Annotated in this window: 18 protein-coding genes; 12 read left to right on the top strand and 6 right to left on the bottom strand. The window is 53.0% G+C overall.

Annotated features, from left to right (window positions below; translation table 11 throughout):
* Position 1: 1 nt before the first annotated feature.
* The 5 genes from F3F96_RS07205 (at position 2) to F3F96_RS07185 (ending at position 3,951) form a co-directional block, all read left to right on the top strand.
* The gene (locus F3F96_RS07205) at positions 2–1,315 is read left to right on the top strand and encodes an SLC13 family permease (protein ID WP_176962584.1); all 1,314 of its coding nucleotides are present in this window, start codon (positions 2–4) and stop codon (positions 1,313–1,315) included.
* Between the two features lie 9 nt (positions 1,316–1,324).
* A complete protein-coding gene (locus F3F96_RS07200; protein WP_176962583.1) occupies positions 1,325–1,987 on the top strand; it encodes a class I SAM-dependent methyltransferase in 663 nt (220 codons plus the stop codon).
* Between the two features lie 97 nt (positions 1,988–2,084).
* Positions 2,085–2,402 carry a hypothetical protein gene (locus F3F96_RS07195; protein ID WP_176962582.1) on the top strand — a complete coding sequence of 106 codons (318 nt, stop codon included), beginning with the start codon at positions 2,085–2,087 and terminating at the stop codon, positions 2,400–2,402.
* Between the two features lie 215 nt (positions 2,403–2,617).
* The gene (locus F3F96_RS07190) at positions 2,618–3,259 is read left to right on the top strand and encodes a metal-dependent hydrolase (protein WP_176962581.1); all 642 of its coding nucleotides are present in this window, start codon (positions 2,618–2,620) and stop codon (positions 3,257–3,259) included.
* A gap of 191 nt (positions 3,260–3,450) precedes the next feature.
* Positions 3,451–3,951, top strand: a complete 501-nt coding sequence (locus F3F96_RS07185) for an EF-hand domain-containing protein (RefSeq protein ID WP_176962580.1) — start codon at positions 3,451–3,453, stop codon at positions 3,949–3,951.
* 68 nt (positions 3,952–4,019) lie between these two features.
* On the opposite strand, the gene F3F96_RS07180 is transcribed toward F3F96_RS07185, so the two are convergent.
* A complete protein-coding gene (locus tag F3F96_RS07180; RefSeq protein ID WP_176962579.1) occupies positions 4,020–4,979 on the bottom strand; it encodes a 2Fe-2S iron-sulfur cluster-binding protein in 960 nt (319 codons plus the stop codon).
* 111 nt (positions 4,980–5,090) lie between these two features.
* On the opposite strand from F3F96_RS07180, the gene F3F96_RS07175 reads away from it, so the two are divergent.
* Positions 5,091–6,347 carry a glycosyltransferase gene (locus F3F96_RS07175; protein WP_176962578.1) on the top strand — a complete coding sequence of 419 codons (1,257 nt, stop codon included), beginning with the start codon at positions 5,091–5,093 and terminating at the stop codon, positions 6,345–6,347.
* A 58-nt stretch (positions 6,348–6,405) separates the two neighbouring features.
* Here F3F96_RS07175 and hemC read toward each other — a convergent pair whose 3' ends face one another.
* The 4 genes from hemC to F3F96_RS07155 form a co-directional block, all read right to left on the bottom strand.
* Positions 6,406–7,335, bottom strand: a complete 930-nt coding sequence (gene hemC / locus F3F96_RS07170) for a hydroxymethylbilane synthase (protein ID WP_176962577.1) — start codon at positions 7,333–7,335, stop codon at positions 6,406–6,408.
* A 75-nt stretch (positions 7,336–7,410) separates the two neighbouring features.
* Entirely contained in the window at positions 7,411–7,923 is a 513-nt protein-coding gene (locus tag F3F96_RS07165) for an RsmD family RNA methyltransferase (RefSeq protein ID WP_241697715.1), read from the bottom strand.
* 17 nt (positions 7,924–7,940) lie between these two features.
* Complete coding sequence (locus tag F3F96_RS07160; RefSeq protein ID WP_176962575.1) at positions 7,941–9,248, bottom strand: pitrilysin family protein; 1,308 nt, start codon at positions 9,246–9,248, stop codon at positions 7,941–7,943.
* Positions 9,245–10,567: a pitrilysin family protein gene (locus F3F96_RS07155; protein WP_176962574.1), complete on the bottom strand. Its 1,323-nt coding sequence runs from the start codon at positions 10,565–10,567 to the stop codon at positions 9,245–9,247. Before F3F96_RS07155 ends, F3F96_RS07160 begins: the two co-directional genes overlap by 4 nt.
* Before the next feature lie 122 nt (positions 10,568–10,689).
* Here F3F96_RS07155 and F3F96_RS07150 point away from each other — a divergent pair, with 122 nt between their 5' ends.
* A complete protein-coding gene (locus F3F96_RS07150) occupies positions 10,690–11,148 on the top strand; it encodes an RDD family protein (RefSeq protein WP_206675290.1) in 459 nt (152 codons plus the stop codon).
* 16 nt (positions 11,149–11,164) lie between these two features.
* Here the strand turns inward: F3F96_RS07150 and F3F96_RS07145 are convergent, their stop codons facing one another.
* Complete coding sequence (locus F3F96_RS07145) at positions 11,165–12,025, bottom strand: GGDEF domain-containing protein (RefSeq protein WP_176962573.1); 861 nt, start codon at positions 12,023–12,025, stop codon at positions 11,165–11,167.
* Between the two features lie 341 nt (positions 12,026–12,366).
* On the opposite strand from F3F96_RS07145, the gene purH reads away from it, so the two are divergent.
* The 5 genes from purH to F3F96_RS07120 all read left to right on the top strand — a co-directional run bounded on the left by purH (position 12,367) and on the right by F3F96_RS07120 (position 18,202).
* Positions 12,367–13,920 (top strand): bifunctional phosphoribosylaminoimidazolecarboxamide formyltransferase/IMP cyclohydrolase, encoded by a 1,554-nt coding sequence (gene purH, locus F3F96_RS07140; RefSeq protein WP_176962572.1) that lies wholly within the window; start codon positions 12,367–12,369, stop codon positions 13,918–13,920.
* A 101-nt stretch (positions 13,921–14,021) separates the two neighbouring features.
* Positions 14,022–15,302, top strand: coding sequence for a phosphoribosylamine--glycine ligase (gene purD, locus F3F96_RS07135; protein WP_176962571.1), 1,281 nt, complete (start codon positions 14,022–14,024; stop codon positions 15,300–15,302).
* 162 nt (positions 15,303–15,464) lie between these two features.
* Positions 15,465–15,938, top strand: coding sequence for a 5-(carboxyamino)imidazole ribonucleotide mutase (gene purE, locus F3F96_RS07130; RefSeq protein ID WP_176962570.1), 474 nt, complete (start codon positions 15,465–15,467; stop codon positions 15,936–15,938).
* Positions 15,901–16,494: an L-threonylcarbamoyladenylate synthase gene (locus F3F96_RS07125; RefSeq protein WP_370465515.1), complete on the top strand. Its 594-nt coding sequence runs from the start codon at positions 15,901–15,903 to the stop codon at positions 16,492–16,494. The genes purE and F3F96_RS07125 overlap by 38 nt, the downstream gene beginning before the upstream one ends.
* Before the next feature lie 31 nt (positions 16,495–16,525).
* Positions 16,526–18,202: a cytochrome c biogenesis protein ResB gene (locus F3F96_RS07120; RefSeq protein ID WP_241697714.1), complete on the top strand. Its 1,677-nt coding sequence runs from the start codon at positions 16,526–16,528 to the stop codon at positions 18,200–18,202.
* Positions 18,203–18,248 lie beyond the last annotated feature (46 nt).

Below are 18,248 nucleotides of genomic sequence, written 5' to 3'. Positions count from 1 at the left end.
TATGGCTGAATACGCTACTGAATTGACGTTTGATATGTATATCGCCCTGGCCGTGATGCTGGGAGCTTATGTGCTGATCTTCAGTGAAGTTCTGCACCGCACCAGCGCAGCGATTATTGGTGCTGTGGTGATGATCGGTGTCGGAACAGCTGTCGGTTTCTATTCACAGGATATGGCGATCCAGGCCATTGATGGCAATACCATCCTACTGCTCACGGCGATGATGATGGTGGTCGCCATGCTCAGGCCAACCGGCGCTTTTGAGTATGTGGCGGTCATACTCTCCAAAGCTTCCCGTGGTGACTCTCGACTGCTGCTGATCTATCTCTCTCTGGCTGTGAGCATCATCAGTATGTTTCTCGATAATGTGACAACGGTGATTATCTTTGCACCGATTACCGTGCTGATCGCTCGTATTCTTGAAGTCAATCCGCTGCCTTTTCTGATGGCCGAAGCGATGCTCTCGAATATCGGTGGCGCTGCCACGCTGGTTGGTGATCCACCCAATATCATGATCGGTACAGCGGGCGGCATCGATTTCACCCGTTTTATTGTCCATATGGGGCCGACAATCCTGCTGGTCTGGTTCTGCACAGTGCTGCTTATTCTGTTTCTGTTTCGTAAGCATCTTCCCAAAGTGGATCGGCCTGTTGACCTGGATGAGAGTAAAGCAATTCATGACAGCGCCGGATTAAAGCGTTCACTCTTTGCGCTGGCTGTGATTATCGGGCTCTTTTTTGTGCATCACATTCTGGGTATCTATCCGGCTTATGCGGCGTTTGTCGGGCTCTGCATCGTACTGCTGCTTGAGCATCCTGAACCGGGGGCGCTGTTTGGCCAGGTGAACTGGTCGGTACTCGCCTTCTTTGTCGGGCTGTTCATTATCGTCGGAGGCGTAGAGAAGTCCGGATTGCTGCACTGGGTGGGTCTGCAGCTTGTCGATATCGCCCGCAACCCTGAAGGGTTGTTGATAACCGGCCTTGCGGTGATGTGGTGCGCAGCACTGCTCAGCGCCATCGTTGATAACATCCCCTTTACGGTAACGATTATACCGATTGTGCTGGGGCTGGAGTCGATGGGTATCAATATCACGCCTCTGTGGTGGGCGCTGGCCATCGGCGTTGGCCTGGGTGGTAACGGCACCCATATCGGGGCTACGGCCAATCTGATCGCTATTGCAGAGTCGGAGCGTTGCGGTATCAGAGGCGCTGCAATTACACCAATGGCGTGGATGAAGGTGGGCATCCCAACCATGTTTTTCAGTCTGATTGTTGCGAGCCTCGTCTATTCACTCTTCTTCTCCACTTTTTTGTAGGTTACTAATATGGCAAATCGAACGATCAATATGGATGAAAAGCTATACAGCTATCTACTGGATATGGGGCTTCGTGAACCGGAGGTGCTGGCTCGCTTGAGAGAGGCGACCGAGGCTGAAGAGCTCTCGGTGATGCGTTCAGCGCCTGAACAGGGGCAGTTTATGGCAATGCTGATTCGCCTCACTGGCGCCAGACGGGTGATCGAGGTTGGCACCTACACCGGTTATGCCACGCTCTGGATGGCTCTGGCGCTGCCTGAAGATGGACAGATTATCACCTGTGATATCTCTGAGCGCTGGAGTTTTGTTGCCCGCCGCTTCTGGGAGCAGGCCGGTGTTCAGGATAAGGTCTCACTGTATCTTCGTCCGGCCCTGCAGACACTTGATGAGCTGCTTGAGTTCGATGAAGCGGCCTCCTTTGATTTCGCTTTTATTGATGCGGATAAGGAGAATTATGAGCTCTACTATGAGCGCTGCCTGCAGCTTATCAGAGCGGGCGGAGTGATTGTGATCGATAATGTGCTGTGGGGCGGCAGTGTGATTGATGATGCGAAGCATGACAGTGCAACAGAGGCGATCCGCGCATTCAATCGCAAACTGAAGGAGGATCAGCGCATTGAACTTGTCATGCTGCCGGTAGCTGATGGTATGACACTGGCACTGAAACAGTGATGCGGGGAATTTATGCGATTTGCAGTGCTGTTATAGCGACTGCATCTATAGCAACCTGGCCGCAGAGTCAGGGTTGTCTAAATCAGGAGGTGTCCGGATGAGATCATTACAAACAACTGCAGTGGCACTGCTAATAACTTTGATGCTATCGGCCACTCCTGCACTGGCGGGTGAAAAGAGTGTGGGAGCATTTGATGCCAATGGCGATGGCCAGATCACCTTTGCCGAGGTGATGCAGCGATTGGAGAAGGCCGCCAGGCCAACATTCGATTCGATGGATAGAAACAGCGATGGCGTGATCTCTGATAAAGATTTCGATGATGTGCGTGAGGGCGTTGAGAAGCTGGAGCGCTGGTTTGAAAATCTGTTGCAACCCTTTCTTGTCGAGGAAGAGCCGGAGCGGATGGAATTTTAACGAGGCTTCCGTGCAGTCCATGGATGGACTGCCAAAATAATGCACGGTAAGTGCTTGATTTTGTGAGTAAAGGCAAAACCACGCTTTTGTCTTTACGTGCTAAAAATCTACATGGACGTAGTTTTTTAGGGTTCCCTAAATCACGGTGAGCAGGCTCACGGCGAGAGACAAACTATAACGTCAGCTTCTCCTTATGACCGAACAGGGGGGATGATATGGCTAATTTCAGAACCCATTTGACGGTTGCCGCAGCTGGAGCTTTGAGTGCTACGGCACTGGTTATGCAAACAGTGCCAATCAGCCAGATGCAGGCGTTGCTTCTTTTTCTACTGGCTCTGCATGCCGGGCTACTGCCTGATGTCGATTCTGATCACTCTATTCCGGCCCGAATACTTTTTACGATACTCAGTTTTGCCACAGCCATTGCGGTGATCTTTCACTATTATACATCGTTAAACCTGCTGCCTCTGCTTGTTTCATCTCTACTGGCCGCCCTCTTTGTTCGCCTGGTGCTGCTGCCGCTATTTGCTGCGACTACTGAGCACAGGGGGCTATTCCATTCTGTGCCGATGGCACTGCTGTTCGGGATAGGCTCGCTCTTTGCCGGCCACTACCTGCTCGGTTGGCAGGTCTCTTTTGCATGGCTGGCGGCAGCGTTTGTAACCGGTGGGTATCTGTTGCACCTGCTGCTTGATGAGCTCTATAGCGTTAATTTTATCGGTGCTTCGATCAAAACCTCTTTCGGGACAGCACTTACTCTGTTCAGCAGTCAGAGCTGGCGCTCCTATATGCTTTTGTATGCTGCAGTCGGCTATGGCCTATGGATCGCCCCACTTCCACAACAGTTTACGCAGTAGCCAAACCTGTTGATGGCAGCGCCAACATTAGGAGCTCTTTAATTACATGTTAATTTACTAATAAGCGTGCAGCTATAGGCTGCCGCAAAGTTTGTTGCCGGGTGACCACAGTTGGTGAACGCCGGTGCATGCGTTATGATTTGCAATGTTCGGAGTTTATCCGGCATCTGCTGTAGAAAGGGGAATAAGTGATGAAAAAGTTACTACTGTTTGCGGGATTTATGATGTTGGCCGCGCCTGCTCAGGCATCTTTTCTGCCCTCCTATGATCCGCAGGAGACAGCGGACAAGGTGATGGCTGTGAAGGATTACAACCATGATGGTAAGATTGAAGCTGCGGAATTTGAACAGGTAGCTGACCACCAGTTCAATAAAATCGATACCAATAGTGATGGTGTCATCAGCGCTGATGAGATGTTTGCCAAGCGTTATGCTGGCCGCTCAGAGTTGAATATTAAATCACCGAAAGTTAAAGCGCAGATGATCAACAGCATCATGAAACGCTGGGACAGCAATAAGGACAAGCAGATCAGCAGGGATGAGAAGCTGGAGTCTGTACGCAATGAATTTATGAGGATTGATCGCAATCTGGATCATATCATTACCCGCGAAGAGCTGGTTACCTTCTGGGAGCTCAGGCTGTCGGACCTCAAAAAGAGTCAGGAAGAGGGTTCAGGTCACGATAAGCAGTAATACCTGAAGATTATGAGATTCAATGGCGGCTACCCTATGGGGTGGCCGCTTCTGTTTCATAAATAGCCTTAGCCGAAAGCGTCGCTGTGGATCGAGTTCTCGTCCACACCCTGGCTAAAACAGCTCCTGCGCATCGCACTGACGATGGCTGAATCACCACATAGGAAAGCTGCCCAGTCGCGCTCAGATTCAAGTTGAGCGGCAATCAGAGTATCAATCGAACCACTTAAGCCGCCCTCTGGTGTTTCGCCGTGCAATACACAGGGGATGTAGCTCAGGTTATCGTGTTCAGCAGCCAGTTGAGACAAAACCGGATCGAAATAGAGGTCATCACTGCTCAGGCCACCATGTAAGAGGCGAATTTGACGCCTGTGCCCTGATGACAATGCGTCACGAAGGATGCCGTAGAGAGGGGCTAAGCCGGTGCCGGTGCCTGCCAGCAGTAGTGGCCGGTCAGCATAGGCATCGCGATAACAGCAGTCGCCCATCGCCTCACTTAACAACACCTCATCACCACACTTCAGATCATCGGCAATCCAGCTGCTCATTTTACCGTCGGCTAGCAGTCGGATATGAAACTCAAGATGGCCATCGCTTGGAATGCAGGCCAGAGAGTAACTGCGAGCCAAACCATCGGCTAATCGGATAATATTTACAAATTGGCCGGGTTTGTAGCTGAATGTGTCAGGACAACTTGTCACCACTTTGATGACTGTCTGATTGAGATATTCAAGTTCAGTGACGGTCGCCGAAGAAAATTCATCTCTGCGATCAGGACGGCTGATTTCAAAATCGGATTCAGGTTTGCAGAGGCAGGAGAGAAAGTAGCCCTTCTCTTTCAAGGTTGGTTTGATGCCCATCTGTGCAGATGCAGGAGGCGTGCCTTTCACCGCTTTGACCAGACAGCCCTGACAGAGACCACTACGACACCCATAAGGTAGATTCGCACCCTGGCTGTTAACACCATCCAGCAGCGTTTGATCAGAACTGCATTCGTAACTGTTACCCTGATAGGTGATGATCGGCATGAGAGCTCCGTAGGTAGAATATATCGCCATTCTGATCCTGAATCGCTCAATTTCAACGTATAGCGAGTAGGTCTATTGACCCGTGGACCCGGCGCTGTTGAGATGGCGCTTATGTCAGCAGAGAAAGAGATGAATGTATTGATGGTTGGAGGCCTCTGGCCTGAGCCGGCCTCATCCGGTGCCGGTCTGCGCATGCTGGAGTTAAGCCGGCTGTTTGTGCAGCAGGGGTGGCGGGTGACCTATGGCTCTACGGCTGCGGCAAATGAACATTCGGCGGATCTCAGGCAGCTTGGTATAGAGACAGCTGATATTATGGTTAATGAGAGCAGTTTTGATCTGTTTTTGGCCGATTTAAGGCCGGATATCGTTCTTTTTGATCGTTTTGCAATGGAGGAGCAGTTCGGCTGGCGGGTGGAAAAGACCTGCCCTGATGCGATGCGCATCATTGAAACGGTAGACCTGCATCTGCTGCGCGAAGCACGCCATAAGCAGTTTAAACAGCAGCGGCAGGTTGTTGGTCAGCTTGCAAAAAATGAGCTGATCAGTGAGGTGGCCAAGCGTGAGGTCGCTGCGATACTGCGTTCAGATCTCTCGATTATGGTATCCAATAATGAGATGGAATTGCTTATCGAGCAGTTCAACCTTGATGCTTCGCTGCTGCACTACTGCCCATTTATGTTCAATGAGACACAGATTTGTACCGATGGGCCCGAATTCGAACAGCGCTCTCATTTTGTGGCCATCGGCAATTTCCGCCATGCACCCAACTGGGATGCCGTATTGTGGTTGAAAGAGGAGATCTGGCCGAAGATAAGAGCTGAACTGCCTGAAGCCGAAATGCATATCTACGGCGCTTATACACCGCCCAAAGCAACTGCTCTGGATAACAAGAGAGAGGGTTTCCGTGTGCTGGGACGGGCCGAGGATCTACATGCTGTTATGTCGCAGGCCCGAGTCTGTCTGGCGCCACTGCGTTTCGGGGCGGGTATCAAGACCAAGCTGGCCGATGCGATGCTCAGTGGCACACCGAATGTTACCACCACTATAGGAGCAGAGGGCATGTTTGGTGATCTGCCGTGGAGCGGCAGCATTGCAGATGATGCAGAGAGTTTTGCCCAGGCTGCCGTGGCCCTTTACCGTGATGAGCAAGCCTGGAGTGCTGCAAGGAAGCGCGGCTTTGATATTGTGCGAGCACTGTTCAGTGCTGAGACGAACGGCCACGCATTGATTGCGCGCATCAAAGCGCTGCAGGGCAATTTAGAGCAGCATCGACTGAACAATTTTACAGGTGCCATGCTGCGTCATCATCATCAGCGCAGCACAGAGTTCATGTCCCGCTGGATCGAAGTCAAAACCCGTAAAGAATAGAACCGCTAGCCACGAATGCACACGAATTAACACGAACAAGATAGGCTGTGCTGGTTAATTACTTGTTTGATTCGGCGTAGAGCGCCTCGAGGATCGGACGGGCACCGGCATCCAGTACTTCATTGGCCAGTGCAGTGCCGATAGCTTCGGCATCGCTCTGGGCGCCTGTTGCTTCGCGTGCGATGACGATTTTACCATCAACTGAACCCACCAGCCCTTTCAGATGCAGTGAATCACCATCGAGTGTGGCATAGGCCGCAATCGGCACCTGACAGCCACCCTCAAGGGTAGCCAGAAAAGCACGTTCAGCTTTGGTGCGAACAACTGTTTCCGGATCATTCATCTGATCGACCAGTGTATTGATGCCATCATCAGCATCACGGGTCTGAATGCCGAGTGTGCCCTGTGCAACGGCAGGTAGCATCACATCGGTACCGATAAATTCGTGCATCTCTGCTTCCATGCCCATGCGGCATACGCCTGCTGCGGCCAGAATCACTGCATCGACCTCTGTGCCAAGCTTGGAGAGGCGAGTCTGGATGTTGCCGCGAATCGAGGTGAAGATGAATGAAGGGTATTTAGACTGAAGCTGGGCGATTCGACGCAGGCTTGAGGTTCCGATTGTTGAGCCTTCAGGCAGCGAATCCAGACCGCCGCCAGTAATTGTTGCGATAGCATCACGCGGATCTTCGCGCTTGGGATGGGCGCGAATACTGGTCCCCTCAGGCAGCTGAGTCGGTACATCCTTCATCGAGTGCACAGCGATATCGGCTCGGCCATCAAGCAGTGCTTCATCAATCTCTTTGGTGAATAGCCCTTTACCACCCACCTGTGCCAGTGGCACATCGAGAATTTTGTCGCCCTTGGTGACAATCTTGACCAGCTCGGTGGTCACCGATGGATCAAGCCTTTTGAGTTCAGCCGATACATATTCAGCCTGCCACAGGGCCAGCGGGGAACGACGCGTTGCAATACGGATGTGAGTCACAATAACCTCCAGATCAGGAGGCGAACCGTAGCGTTGAAGCCTTTGTTAGGGAATCGCGGATTTATTCCGGTGGGATTAGCAATCTCTGGAGAGGAAGTGGAGGGTGGAGTCACCATAGCGGCGACTCTGCTCACATTGCCACCCCTCAGGCCAGGTCGGATTGACTCGAGTCGACTCCTCAATGACCAACAAGCCACAACCGATATCATCTCTGTCCAGCCACTGCGGCAGCTTTTCAGCAAAACCCTTATGGTAGGGTGGATCGGCAAAAATAAGATCAAAGCTCTGGCCCGCCAAAGCAGGCAGCCCTTTCTCCACCAGACTTGTTTTGATCTGCCAGCCCGCAGCCAAATCCCACTGCTGGCGAATCTGCTCCATGTCACGGGTTAATCTGCGGTTTTGCTCGATAGAGAGTGCCGAAGCTCCTCTTGAGATCGCTTCCAGCGCCATTACACCTGAACCTGAAAAGAGATCGAGAAGTCGCATATCATCGATTGGGCCGAGGATATTAAACAGTGCCTGCCGCACCTTGGCAGGTGTCGGGCGCAGGCCCGGCTCATCCGGCACATTGAGCACCCGCCCGCGCAAGCTTCCGGCAGTGATCCTCACTTCAGGTTTGATCCGACCCGGACACGGTTCCAGTGGTCGGGATTCAGGTAAACAGCAGCCTGATCACGCAGCTGTTGCAGGGTCACGGCATCAATGCGATCACTCCAGACGGTTAGATAATCCAGAGGCAGGTTATACAGCCCGATCATGGAGATGAGGGAGACGCGTTCACGGTTGGAGTCCATGCGCTGGGCGAAACTACCGGTCAGATTCTCTTTGCTTTCGGTAAGCTGTTTTTTTGTGATCTTGCCAGCAGCCATTTCGGCAAGAACGTTGCGCACTACGGCTTCAGCCTCAGTGGCCTGATCAGCGCGCGTGCGCAGACTGATCACGAACGGGCCGTTGGTCGCCAGCGGTGAGAAGTAGGAGTAAACCCCGTAAGTCAGCCCACGCTTTTCGCGCACCTCTTCCATCAGACGTGAGCCGAAGCCGCCACCCCCGAGAATATGATTGAGAACAAAGACCGGGAAGAAGTCCGCATCACCGCGTGTTGGGCCAAGGCGCAGCAGCTGCAGCTGTGTCTGGCTGGTTGGCAGTGACACATCCACATTTTTGCCACGCACACCCTGTGGGGCCGTGATATCGGCCAGCCCGTTTGCCGGAGAGCCGATCCATGTGGCCAGCTTCTTCTCCAACAGCGGTTTAAGTTCTGCCATGGTGATGTCACCACTGACGGCAAGCACTGCCCCCTGCGGTTTGATCTGGGTTTTATAGAGCTGTTTGAGATCAGCAATTTCGATCTTTTTCAGCGAAGCCAGTGAACCGCCGGAGCGGTGACCGTAAGGGTGGCCTGCAAAGAGAAGTGTGGCTGCTGCCTCACCTGCCTGTACGCCCGGCTCCTCCTGCTCTTTCTGTGCCGATGCCAATGCATTCTGTTTCATGATGGCAAAGCGCTTTTTGTTCCAGCCCGGCTGTAGCAGCGCTTCGGCAAAGGCATCCAGCCCCGGCTCCAGCACATCCTTAAGCACGGTCAGAGATAGATTCATCTCATCACGGCCAACGCCGCCTCCCAACTGGATGGCATCACCATCAAGCAGATCAGCCCAAACCTCATGTCCATGTTTGGCAGTATGATCAGAGAGCATCGATGCAAGGATGCTGGCAGTACCGCCTTTATCGGCAGTGTCGAAACGGGAGCCAGCCACCATGGCAAGATTCATCGAGACCATGGGCACATTGTGTGCCTCCATCAGCAGTATTCGCAGGCCATTGTTGAGTTGAGCCTGCTGAATAGGCGGTACGGCAGAGGCTGTGGATGAGAAAGAGAGTAGTAGCAGAAGAGCTGTAATCAGGCGATATCTCATGATTTCACCTCCGGTAGCAGCGTGCCCGTGGTGGAGCGCTCCTGTTTCAGCCAGCGTCCCATGACCGTTTTAATATCCTCTGCCGTGACACTTTTGATCGCTTCAATCCAGCGGTCACGGTTGGCAGCTCCCAGACCGACAACCTCCATGCGGCCGATCTCCTTGGCACGCAGGTAGAGCGAATCCTGAGCAAAGACATTGGCGGCAATAATGTTGCGTTTGGCTGCATTGAGCCGGTTTTCATCGACCTTATTAACTGCCATATCACCCAGCAGTTGCCAGAGGCTCTTTTCGAATGCCTCAGGGCTCTGACCGGGGCCGAGCATGCCGTAGGCGTACCAGAGATCCAGCCCCATGCCGTGGGCATCGTAGCCTGCACTGGCAGCAAAGGCTGCGCGCTGCTCATCTACCAGTTCACGCTGCATACGTGCCGCTCTGCCGCCAGCCAGAATCTGGGTTGCCAGTGATAGTGCCGCAGCCTCACGGTCATTTTCGCCCGGTTTCCAGACAGGTACAGGCACGGTAATCGCCAGCATCGGCAGCTGGGCAGGCAGACTGACTTCAATACGTTTAGGGCCGAAGGATTTGGGCTCAACCGGATTAAAACGGGCCGGAACAGGGCCTGTTTTAAGGCGACCAAAGGTTTTGGCTACGGCCTTCTTCATCTGATCAAAATCGACATCGCCGACCACAACCACAACCACATTACCTGCCACATAGTGTTTCTTATAAAAGGCTTTCACATCCGCGATGGTCAGTTGTTCGAGATCCTGCATCCAGCCGATCACCGGGTTACGGTAGGGGTGCAGGCGCAGGGAGGCGGCGGAGAGCTCCTCAAACATACGGCTGTTGGGATCATCCTCGGTGCGCATGCGGCGCTCCTCCATGATCACTTTTATCTCTTTCTGAAAATCCTCATCGCGCAGTTTCAGGTTGGCAAAGCGTTCGGCCTCCATCGCCAGAACCTCATTAACCCGTTTGGCCGGAACCGTCTCGAAATAGGCGGTGAAATCGGTTGATGTAAAAGCGTTGTCATTGCCGCCCATGGCAGAGATGCGTTTGCTGTATTCACCCGGTTCAAGCTTGTCGGAGCCTTTGAACATCATGTGCTCAAATACATGTGCCAGGCCGGTTTTGCCCGGCAGCTCATCACGGCCACCGACGCGCAGCCAGATCTGTACCATGGCAACGGGGGCGGAGTGATCCTCTTCAACGATCAGTTTGACACCGTTTTTGTAAATGCTCTCTTTAAGTTCTGCGGCGTGCACAGCAGGCATCAAACTTATGAGTAGAAAAAATGTCAGTAGTAACTTGGTCATGGGCTCTCCAGAGAGGGTTTTGTCAGGGTGGCGATCATGATTCAAAGCGGGGGTCTGCGCAAATCGCGATGTTTGCATCGGTGGCGAAATCGTTACACTGGCGATTATGTCAGGATTGATTGATGAGTGAGACGGAGATGGTTCGGGAAGATGCGGCGGAGCATGCCGTGCAATACGGTGGTTTCTGGCTGCGTGTTGGTGCTACGCTGATTGATTCACTGCTGATTGTGTTGCTCACCACGCCGCTGCTCTACAGCATTTACGGTGATCAATATTTTAATCCCAACCAGATTGCTGCCGGTTTCTGGGATGTGCTGATTTCATGGCTGCTACCAGCCGTGGCGGTCATTATCTTCTGGTATTTCAAAGGTGCCTCACCGGGTAAAATGATCTTCAGGCTGCGCATTGTAGATGCTGAAACACTTGGGCCTGCAAATATGCGACAGCTGGTGATCCGTTATCTCGGTTATTTTGTCTCATCGATCCCGCTTGGCGGAGGGCTGCTCTGGGTGGCCTATGATCCGCGCAAACAGGGGTGGCATGATAAATTGGCTAAAACAGTTGTGATTATAGAGCGGTAGAGGGTCAGGGCTGGAGTTAGTGCTTTTTCATCCCCTCCATACCCGGCTCAAAGACAACAATCTGGTTTTTGCCGCGATCTTTGGCGACATACATCGCATCATCGGCGTGGTTGATCAATTCATCGGCATTGCTGGTATGGGCAGGGGCATAGGAGACGCCGATACTGGCGCCGATAAAATCGATGACATGGCCATCAGAGTGGTAGGGCTCATTGATCAGCGGGATAATCTTCTTCTCTGCCAGATGTACTGAATCAATCGTTTTGCCAGATAAGAGCATAACAAACTCATCACCGCCGAAGCGGGCAACTGTCTCATGTTTGCGCAGGCAGCCTTTCAGGCGACGGGCCACCTCAACAATGACATCATCACCGGCTTTATGGCCGTAGAGATCGTTGGTCTGTTTAAAACCGTCGAGATCGAGGAAGCAGACATGCAGCTCGGTTTTATCACGTGTGGCGCGATGTAGCTCCATATCGAGCAGATCAAAAAAGAGCTCCCGACCCGGGATCTGGCTCAGGTGATCCAGGAAACGGTCAGTTACATCAAACAGGCTCATTTGAATGGAGTTCTCTCGCTCCTGTTGAATCGATGCAAACAGCTCGACGCGCATAGAGGCGAGGGAGCCGGCAATCGATTTCAGCACACCTTCATCAAACAGCTGTTTTAATAGCTGTTTGCCGGTGTTGTGTTTGTTCGAGCTGTGTTCAAGGATTTCACTGAACAGATCGAGCAGTTTACGTCCGCGTTGATCGCCATAACGAGAGATCGCTTTTTCATTCTGAAAGTTGATGACTGCTGTATACGGGTCATCCTGCCAGCGGGCACCGAAAATGGGCGTGGCGGCACACTCCGCTTCATAATGAAAACTGCTCATATATCCATCCTTTGGGTTGTCGCTTCGCTTATCTAATAATGCGAAGCAGAAAATGAGATTTCAAACCTTACTGCAGCGTTACTAATGCTGCAAAGGTGTTATGGCGGTGCCTATGATCACAACAGATCTGCAGGGGATGGCTTGTGCAGAGAGGCCCTCTGATTGAGCGCTTGACCGTAGTCTTGGCGCAAGCAACTGATGGATTTGAGCAGCAAGGTCAGGCAGCAAAGATCGATGCTGAATGTGCTGTTACATACCTGTTGCATGACGATGGTTGCGATTGGAGTGCCAACAGGTAGATTTCCGGGTCCTTCTTATTCCCCATTTCCGGAGTGGCTCACATGGCTTCTATCAAACAGGCGCTGATCAGTGTCTCAGACAAAACAGGCGTGGAGGTTTTTGCCAGAGCGCTGGCTGATCGCGGCGTTAAAATCCTCTCCACCGGCGGCACTGCCAAACTGCTGCGTGAAGTCGGCATTGAGTGCCGTGATGTATCGGATTACACCGGCTTCCCTGAGATGATGGATGGTCGTGTGAAAACCCTCAACCCCAAAGTTCATGGCGGCATCCTTGCCCGTCGTGATAACGAGGGTGATCTGGCATCGATGGCCGAGCACGGTATCGAGCAGATTGATCTGGTCTGTGTAAACCTCTATCCGTTCCGCGAAGCGGTCGCCAAAGAGGGGTGCACGATTGATGATGCAATTGAAAACATCGATATCGGCGGCCCGTGCATGGTGCGCGCCTCGGCCAAGAATCATAAGTTTGTTACCATTGTTGTTGATCCGTCCGATTACGAAATGATTATTGCTGCCATCGATAGCGACCTGCTGAGTGAAGATGTGCGTCGCGGGCTGGCTACCAAGGCGTATGCCCACACCGCCGCCTATGATGGCGCCATTGCCAACCACTTCTCAGCACTCAATGGTGACGGCTCCAAACGTAAATTCCCTGATATCTTTACCCGTCAGTTCATCAAAACTGCCGATGAGCTGCGTTATGGCGAGAATCCGCATCAGGATGGCGCATTTTATGCGGATATCGAAGATGAGGGGCTCTCGCTGGCTGATTGCGAAGTACTGCAGGGTAAAGCACTCTCTTATAACAATATTGCCGATGCTGATGCTGCCTTCTCCTGTGTGCGCGATTTCACAGACAATGCTGCGGTGATTGTCAAACATGCCAACCCGTGCGGTGTGGCCGTAGGTGGTTCACAGGCTGAGGTTTATGAGCGCGCCCGCGCAGCTGATGCCACCTCTGCATTCGGTGGTATTGCTGCCTTTAACCGCCCGCTTGATGGTGAGACGGCACAATTGATTGCTGAAACATTTATGGAAGTGGTGATTGCACCGGGCTTCTCCGATGCGGCGCGTGAGGCACTGGCTGCCAAGAAGAATCTGCGCCTGCTACTGGCACCATCGGTGGATGCGGTAGCCGGTGGCTGGGAGTTCAAACGTGTCAATGGTGGCCTGCTGGTGCAGGAGCGTGATGCCCATATTCTTAATCGTGATGCGTGCAAAGTTGTGACTGAGCGCGCTCCGACTGAGACTGAGTGGAATGATATGCTCTTTGCCTGGTCGGTCGCCAAACATGTGAAATCCAACGCCATTGTGTTTGCCAAGAACGGCACCACACTCGGTGTCGGTGCAGGGCAGATGAATCGTGTGAATTCAACCCGCATTGCCGCCTTCCATGGTGGTGAGGCGATTAAGGGTTCGGCTGTGGCATCCGATGCCTTCTTCCCGTTCCGTGATGGTGTTGATGCGCTGGCTGATGCAGGTGCCAAAGCTGTGATTCAGCCGGGTGGTTCGATGCGTGATGAAGAGGTGATTGCTGCGGCCAATGAGCATGGTCTGGCGATGATATTCACCGGCATCCGCCATTTCCGCCATTAAATAATAACTGACACAGATGCACACAGATGAAAGCAGAGAGAAGAAAATCTGTTTTCCGTGTTGATCTGCGTTAATCTGCGTCAAACAAGAGGATTGAAATCATGAAAGTACTGGTTGTCGGTGGTGGCGGTCGCGAACATGCGCTTTGCTGGAAGTTGAAACGCTCCCCCAGTGTAACTGAGGTGGTCTGTGCACCGGGAAATCCGGGCATTAGCCGTGAAGCCCGCTGTGTGAATGTGGGTGCTGAGGATATTGAGGGGTTGATGAAGCTTGCTCAGCAGGAGAAGCCGGATCTGGTGGTGATCGGTCCTGAAGTGCCTCTGGTTTTGGGGCTGGGCAACCAGCTGCGTGAAGAGGGGTTCCCGGTTTTCGGTCCTGATAAAGCGGCAGCCAATCTTGAGGGCAGCAAATCGTTCTCCAAACGTTTGATGTATGAAGCAGGTGTGCCAACGGCACGTTTTGAAGTGCATGTTGATGTGGAAGAGGCGGTCGATACGATCCGTTCATGGGGTGCCCCGATTGTGGTTAAGGCCTCGGGTCTTGCCGCAGGAAAGGGTGTGATTGTCGCCCAGAGTGAGAAAGAGGCGATCGATGCGGTACGCGATATGTTGGCGGGTAACAGCTTCGGTGATGCTGGTTCACAGGTGGTGATTGAGGAGTGTCTGGTTGGTGAAGAGGCGAGTTGTCTGTTCATTGTTTCCGGTGACACCATTCTTCCACTGGCCTCTTCCCAGGATCATAAGGCACTGCTTGATGGCGACAAAGGACCGAACACCGGCGGCATGGGAGCATATTCTCCGGCGCCATGTGTGACGGCAGAGGTTGAAGAGACAGTCCTTGAAACGATTGCCCGCCCGATTGTGGCGGCACTGAAAAAGCGCGGTGCAGAGTTTATCGGCATCCTCTATGCAGGTGTGATGCTCACTGATGAGGGCGCAAAAACGCTGGAGTTTAATGTCCGCTTTGGTGATCCGGAGTGCCAGCCACTGATGAGCCGTCTGAAATCCGATCTTGGCGATGTGCTGCTGGCGGCTGCCAACAAGAAGCTTGATGGTGTAACACTTGAATGGGAAGCGGGCACGGCCCTCTGCGTAGTAGTCACCTCTGACGGTTACCCGGCAAGCTTTGAAAAGGGGCAGGTGATCGGCGGATTGGATGCTGTTGAGGCAGCCGGTGCTGCGGTGTTCCATGCCGGCACGGCAGAAAAAGATGGTGCGATTGTTAATGCCGGCGGCCGTGTGCTGGGTGTGACAGCTGTGGCAGCAACAGTGAAAGAGGCACAGGCCACGGTTTATTCAGCGCTTAAGAAGCTGGAGTGGCCGGGTGGTTTCTATCGCCGGGATATCGGTTATCGTGCGGTAGTAAGAGAGGAAAAGGCTTAACCACGAAGGCACGAAGAACACGAAGGTAATCATGAGAAAGCCATTGTGTTCAGCTGCTCAAGAGGTTGAGTCATTAACAACCAGAGAAGGCGTTTGGTCACGGGAATCATTATCATTTCTTTGTGTCCTTCGTGTCTTTGTGGTGCAAGGAGTTTATGAATAATGGAAGCGATTAAAGTATTAATTCTGATGGGCAGCGCCAATGACAGGCCTGTGGTATCCAAGGCTGAGGCTGTATTTGATGAGTTCGGTGTAGCCTATAAGACGATGGTGCGCTCGGCTCACCGTACACCTGAGGCGACTGTGCAGGCTGTGAAAGAGGCTGAAGAGGCGGGCTGTAAAGTCTTTATCTGTGCTGCTGGCATGGCGGCTCATCTGGCCGGTGTGGTCTGCTCCAAAACGGTAAAACCGGTGATCGGACTGCCGATTGCATCTGGCCCGCTCAATGGTGAGGACGCTCTGCTCTCTACCGTGATGATGCCTCCGGGTCTGCCGGTTGCCACGGTCGGTATCAACGGCGCCAAGAATGCAGGCCTGCTGGCTGTGCAGATGCTGGCCCAGACCGATGAAGATCTCACTGCAAAACTGAAGGCAGACCGTGCTGCACAGGCAGAGGCGATTCTCGCTGAAGCCTAGTCCGGTCCGTAGCAAGCTGGCCGCCCTCAGGGCGGCAGCACTGCTTCATCGGGGCGGCATCATTGCCCATTATACCCACACCCTGCCCGGGGTGGCGGCCAATCCACAATCTGCCAAAGCGGTAAACAGGTTGGTGCGCTTTAAGCAGCGGCAGGGGCCATTTCTGCTGCTGGCCGACTCTGTGCAGCGCGCCTGTGGGCTGATTCGTTTCTACTCACCTGAACTGCGCAGGGTAATCCGCTCATCCTGGCCGGGTCCTTTTACGCTGATTATTTCTGCCAAACCGGGTTTGAGCGCTGTCTGCTACCGCAAAAGCACTGTGGCTGTACGTGTCGATGCCAGTCTACAGACCCGCCAACTGGCAGCGGCTTGTGGCGGTTTTCTGCTCTCATCCAGCCTTAATCGCAGGGGTGGAACTACAGCCGAGCCGAGCCGAAAACTGTGCATGCGCTGGCATCGCCATCTCGATGCAGTGCTGCAGGGGCCAGCAAGCACAGGCAAAGCCTCAGTTCTATTGCGTGTATGGCGTAATGATTCCACCACAATTCGGCCATGACGGCGCAGTGATGAATGGCTAACATGCCGCCATGAATTCTTTCTCCGATTTTTTGAAACAGCTGTGGCAGCGTCTTGGTTCGATGTCACTGGCCATCGTTCTACTGATGGTGCTCTCTATCGCCTCCGTCATCGGCACGGTACTGCTACAGAATCAGGAGCAGACCGATTACCTGCAGCAGTTCGGCCCGCTCTGGTACTGGGTATTCCGCTCGCTCGGTCTCTTCGACATGTATCACACATGGTGGTTCCAGACCCTGCTCGGCTTCCTGATGCTCTCACTGACCGCCTGCCTGTGGCGCAATGTGCCCAAGATGCTCAAGGAGATGCGTAGCCGTAAGGTCACCATCAATGAGCGTTCACGCAACCGCATGGAGCTGCAGAAGAAGTGGCAGCTGGATGGTGCGGTCTCTCCCGATGAGCTTGAGCAGCGCTTCCGCAAGCGTCTGTATGGATGGGAGTTTAAGTCTTCTGAAGAGAACGGAGAGCACGTTATCCGTGCTGATAAGGGGCGCAGCCACAAGTGGGGTTATATCTCGGTGCATTCCGCCATTCTGATTGTTCTCGTGGGCGGCTGGATCAGCGTGCAGTTTGGCTTCCGTGGTAATATGGCGGTGCCAGAAGGTAAGATGGAGCACAGCATCTCCTTCTTAAAGGGTACGGAAACCGTTGGTATGGATATGCCGTTTGAGGTGCGCTGCAACTCATTTGAGATCGACTTCTTCCCGACCGGTGCACCCAAAGAGTTCCGCAGTAATCTGACCATTATTGATGAAGGCAAAGAGGTGCTGACCTCCGATATCATTGTGAATGAGCCACTCTTCTATAAAGGCGTCTATATCTATCAGGCCAGCTTTGGTGATGGCGGCTCCGATGTCAGCTTCAAGCTGTTCCATATGGATGGCAGCCAGAAAACACGCATTATCAAAACCGCGGTTTACAAAACCTGGAACGATCCGGAGACCGGTGTCTCTCTTGAGGTGACCGATTTCAGGCCCTATAACGTGGAGAATGTCGCTGATCCGGGCGAGCCGCGTAAGTTCAAGGATATCGGACCTTCGGTAGAGTATGTGATCCGTGGCCCAAGCATGAAACCGGTTAAGGTTAAATCGTACATGAACCCCTTTGTTGATGGTCACGGCCACAACCAGGGCTCATGGTTGATGGTGTCACTCACCGGAGATGCCAAGGATTACCAGTCGGTCGGATTGGGGCTGGATCTGACCAATCCTGATGAGTGGCGTCTATTCCACGCTTTTATTGTTCATCTCTCCGAGGTGCAGGGTAAAGCCGATGAGAAGGCGAATTTTACGGCATTCAAAAAGGCTATGGCTGACGTCTATGGTGATAACCCGCCGGAAAACATTCAGGATATTGGTAGCCGCACCGTGCAGGCGGTGAATCTGATTCCACAGCTGCCGTGGCCGGTGATTCCGATGCTGGAAGACTATTCTCACGTCTATTACACCGGTTTGCAGCTGGCTAAAGACCCCGGAATGAATGTGGTTTGGGTCGGTAGTGCTATCCTGGTGATCGGCCTCTGTATCATGTTTTATCTGCCGCATCGTAAGCTCTGGCTGGTTATTCGGCCTGAGGGTGAAACGACCGAGGTAGAGCTGGTCGGCATGACCAACCGCAATCAGATCGCTTTTAAACAAACCTTTAACGATCTGTTCACAAAGCTCGATGAAGATTTCACCCGCAGCTGAATCCGGATCGAACCCGCTGTAGCCCCGAACAGGGCATAATAGGAGA

Origin of the sequence: Mariprofundus sp. NF, from assembly GCF_013387455.1 — a bacterium.
Taxonomy (GTDB): domain Bacteria; phylum Pseudomonadota; class Zetaproteobacteria; order Mariprofundales; family Mariprofundaceae; genus Mariprofundus.
Note: the sequence above shows the minus strand (reverse complement) of the source record. Positions and strands in the feature narration are given on the sequence as shown.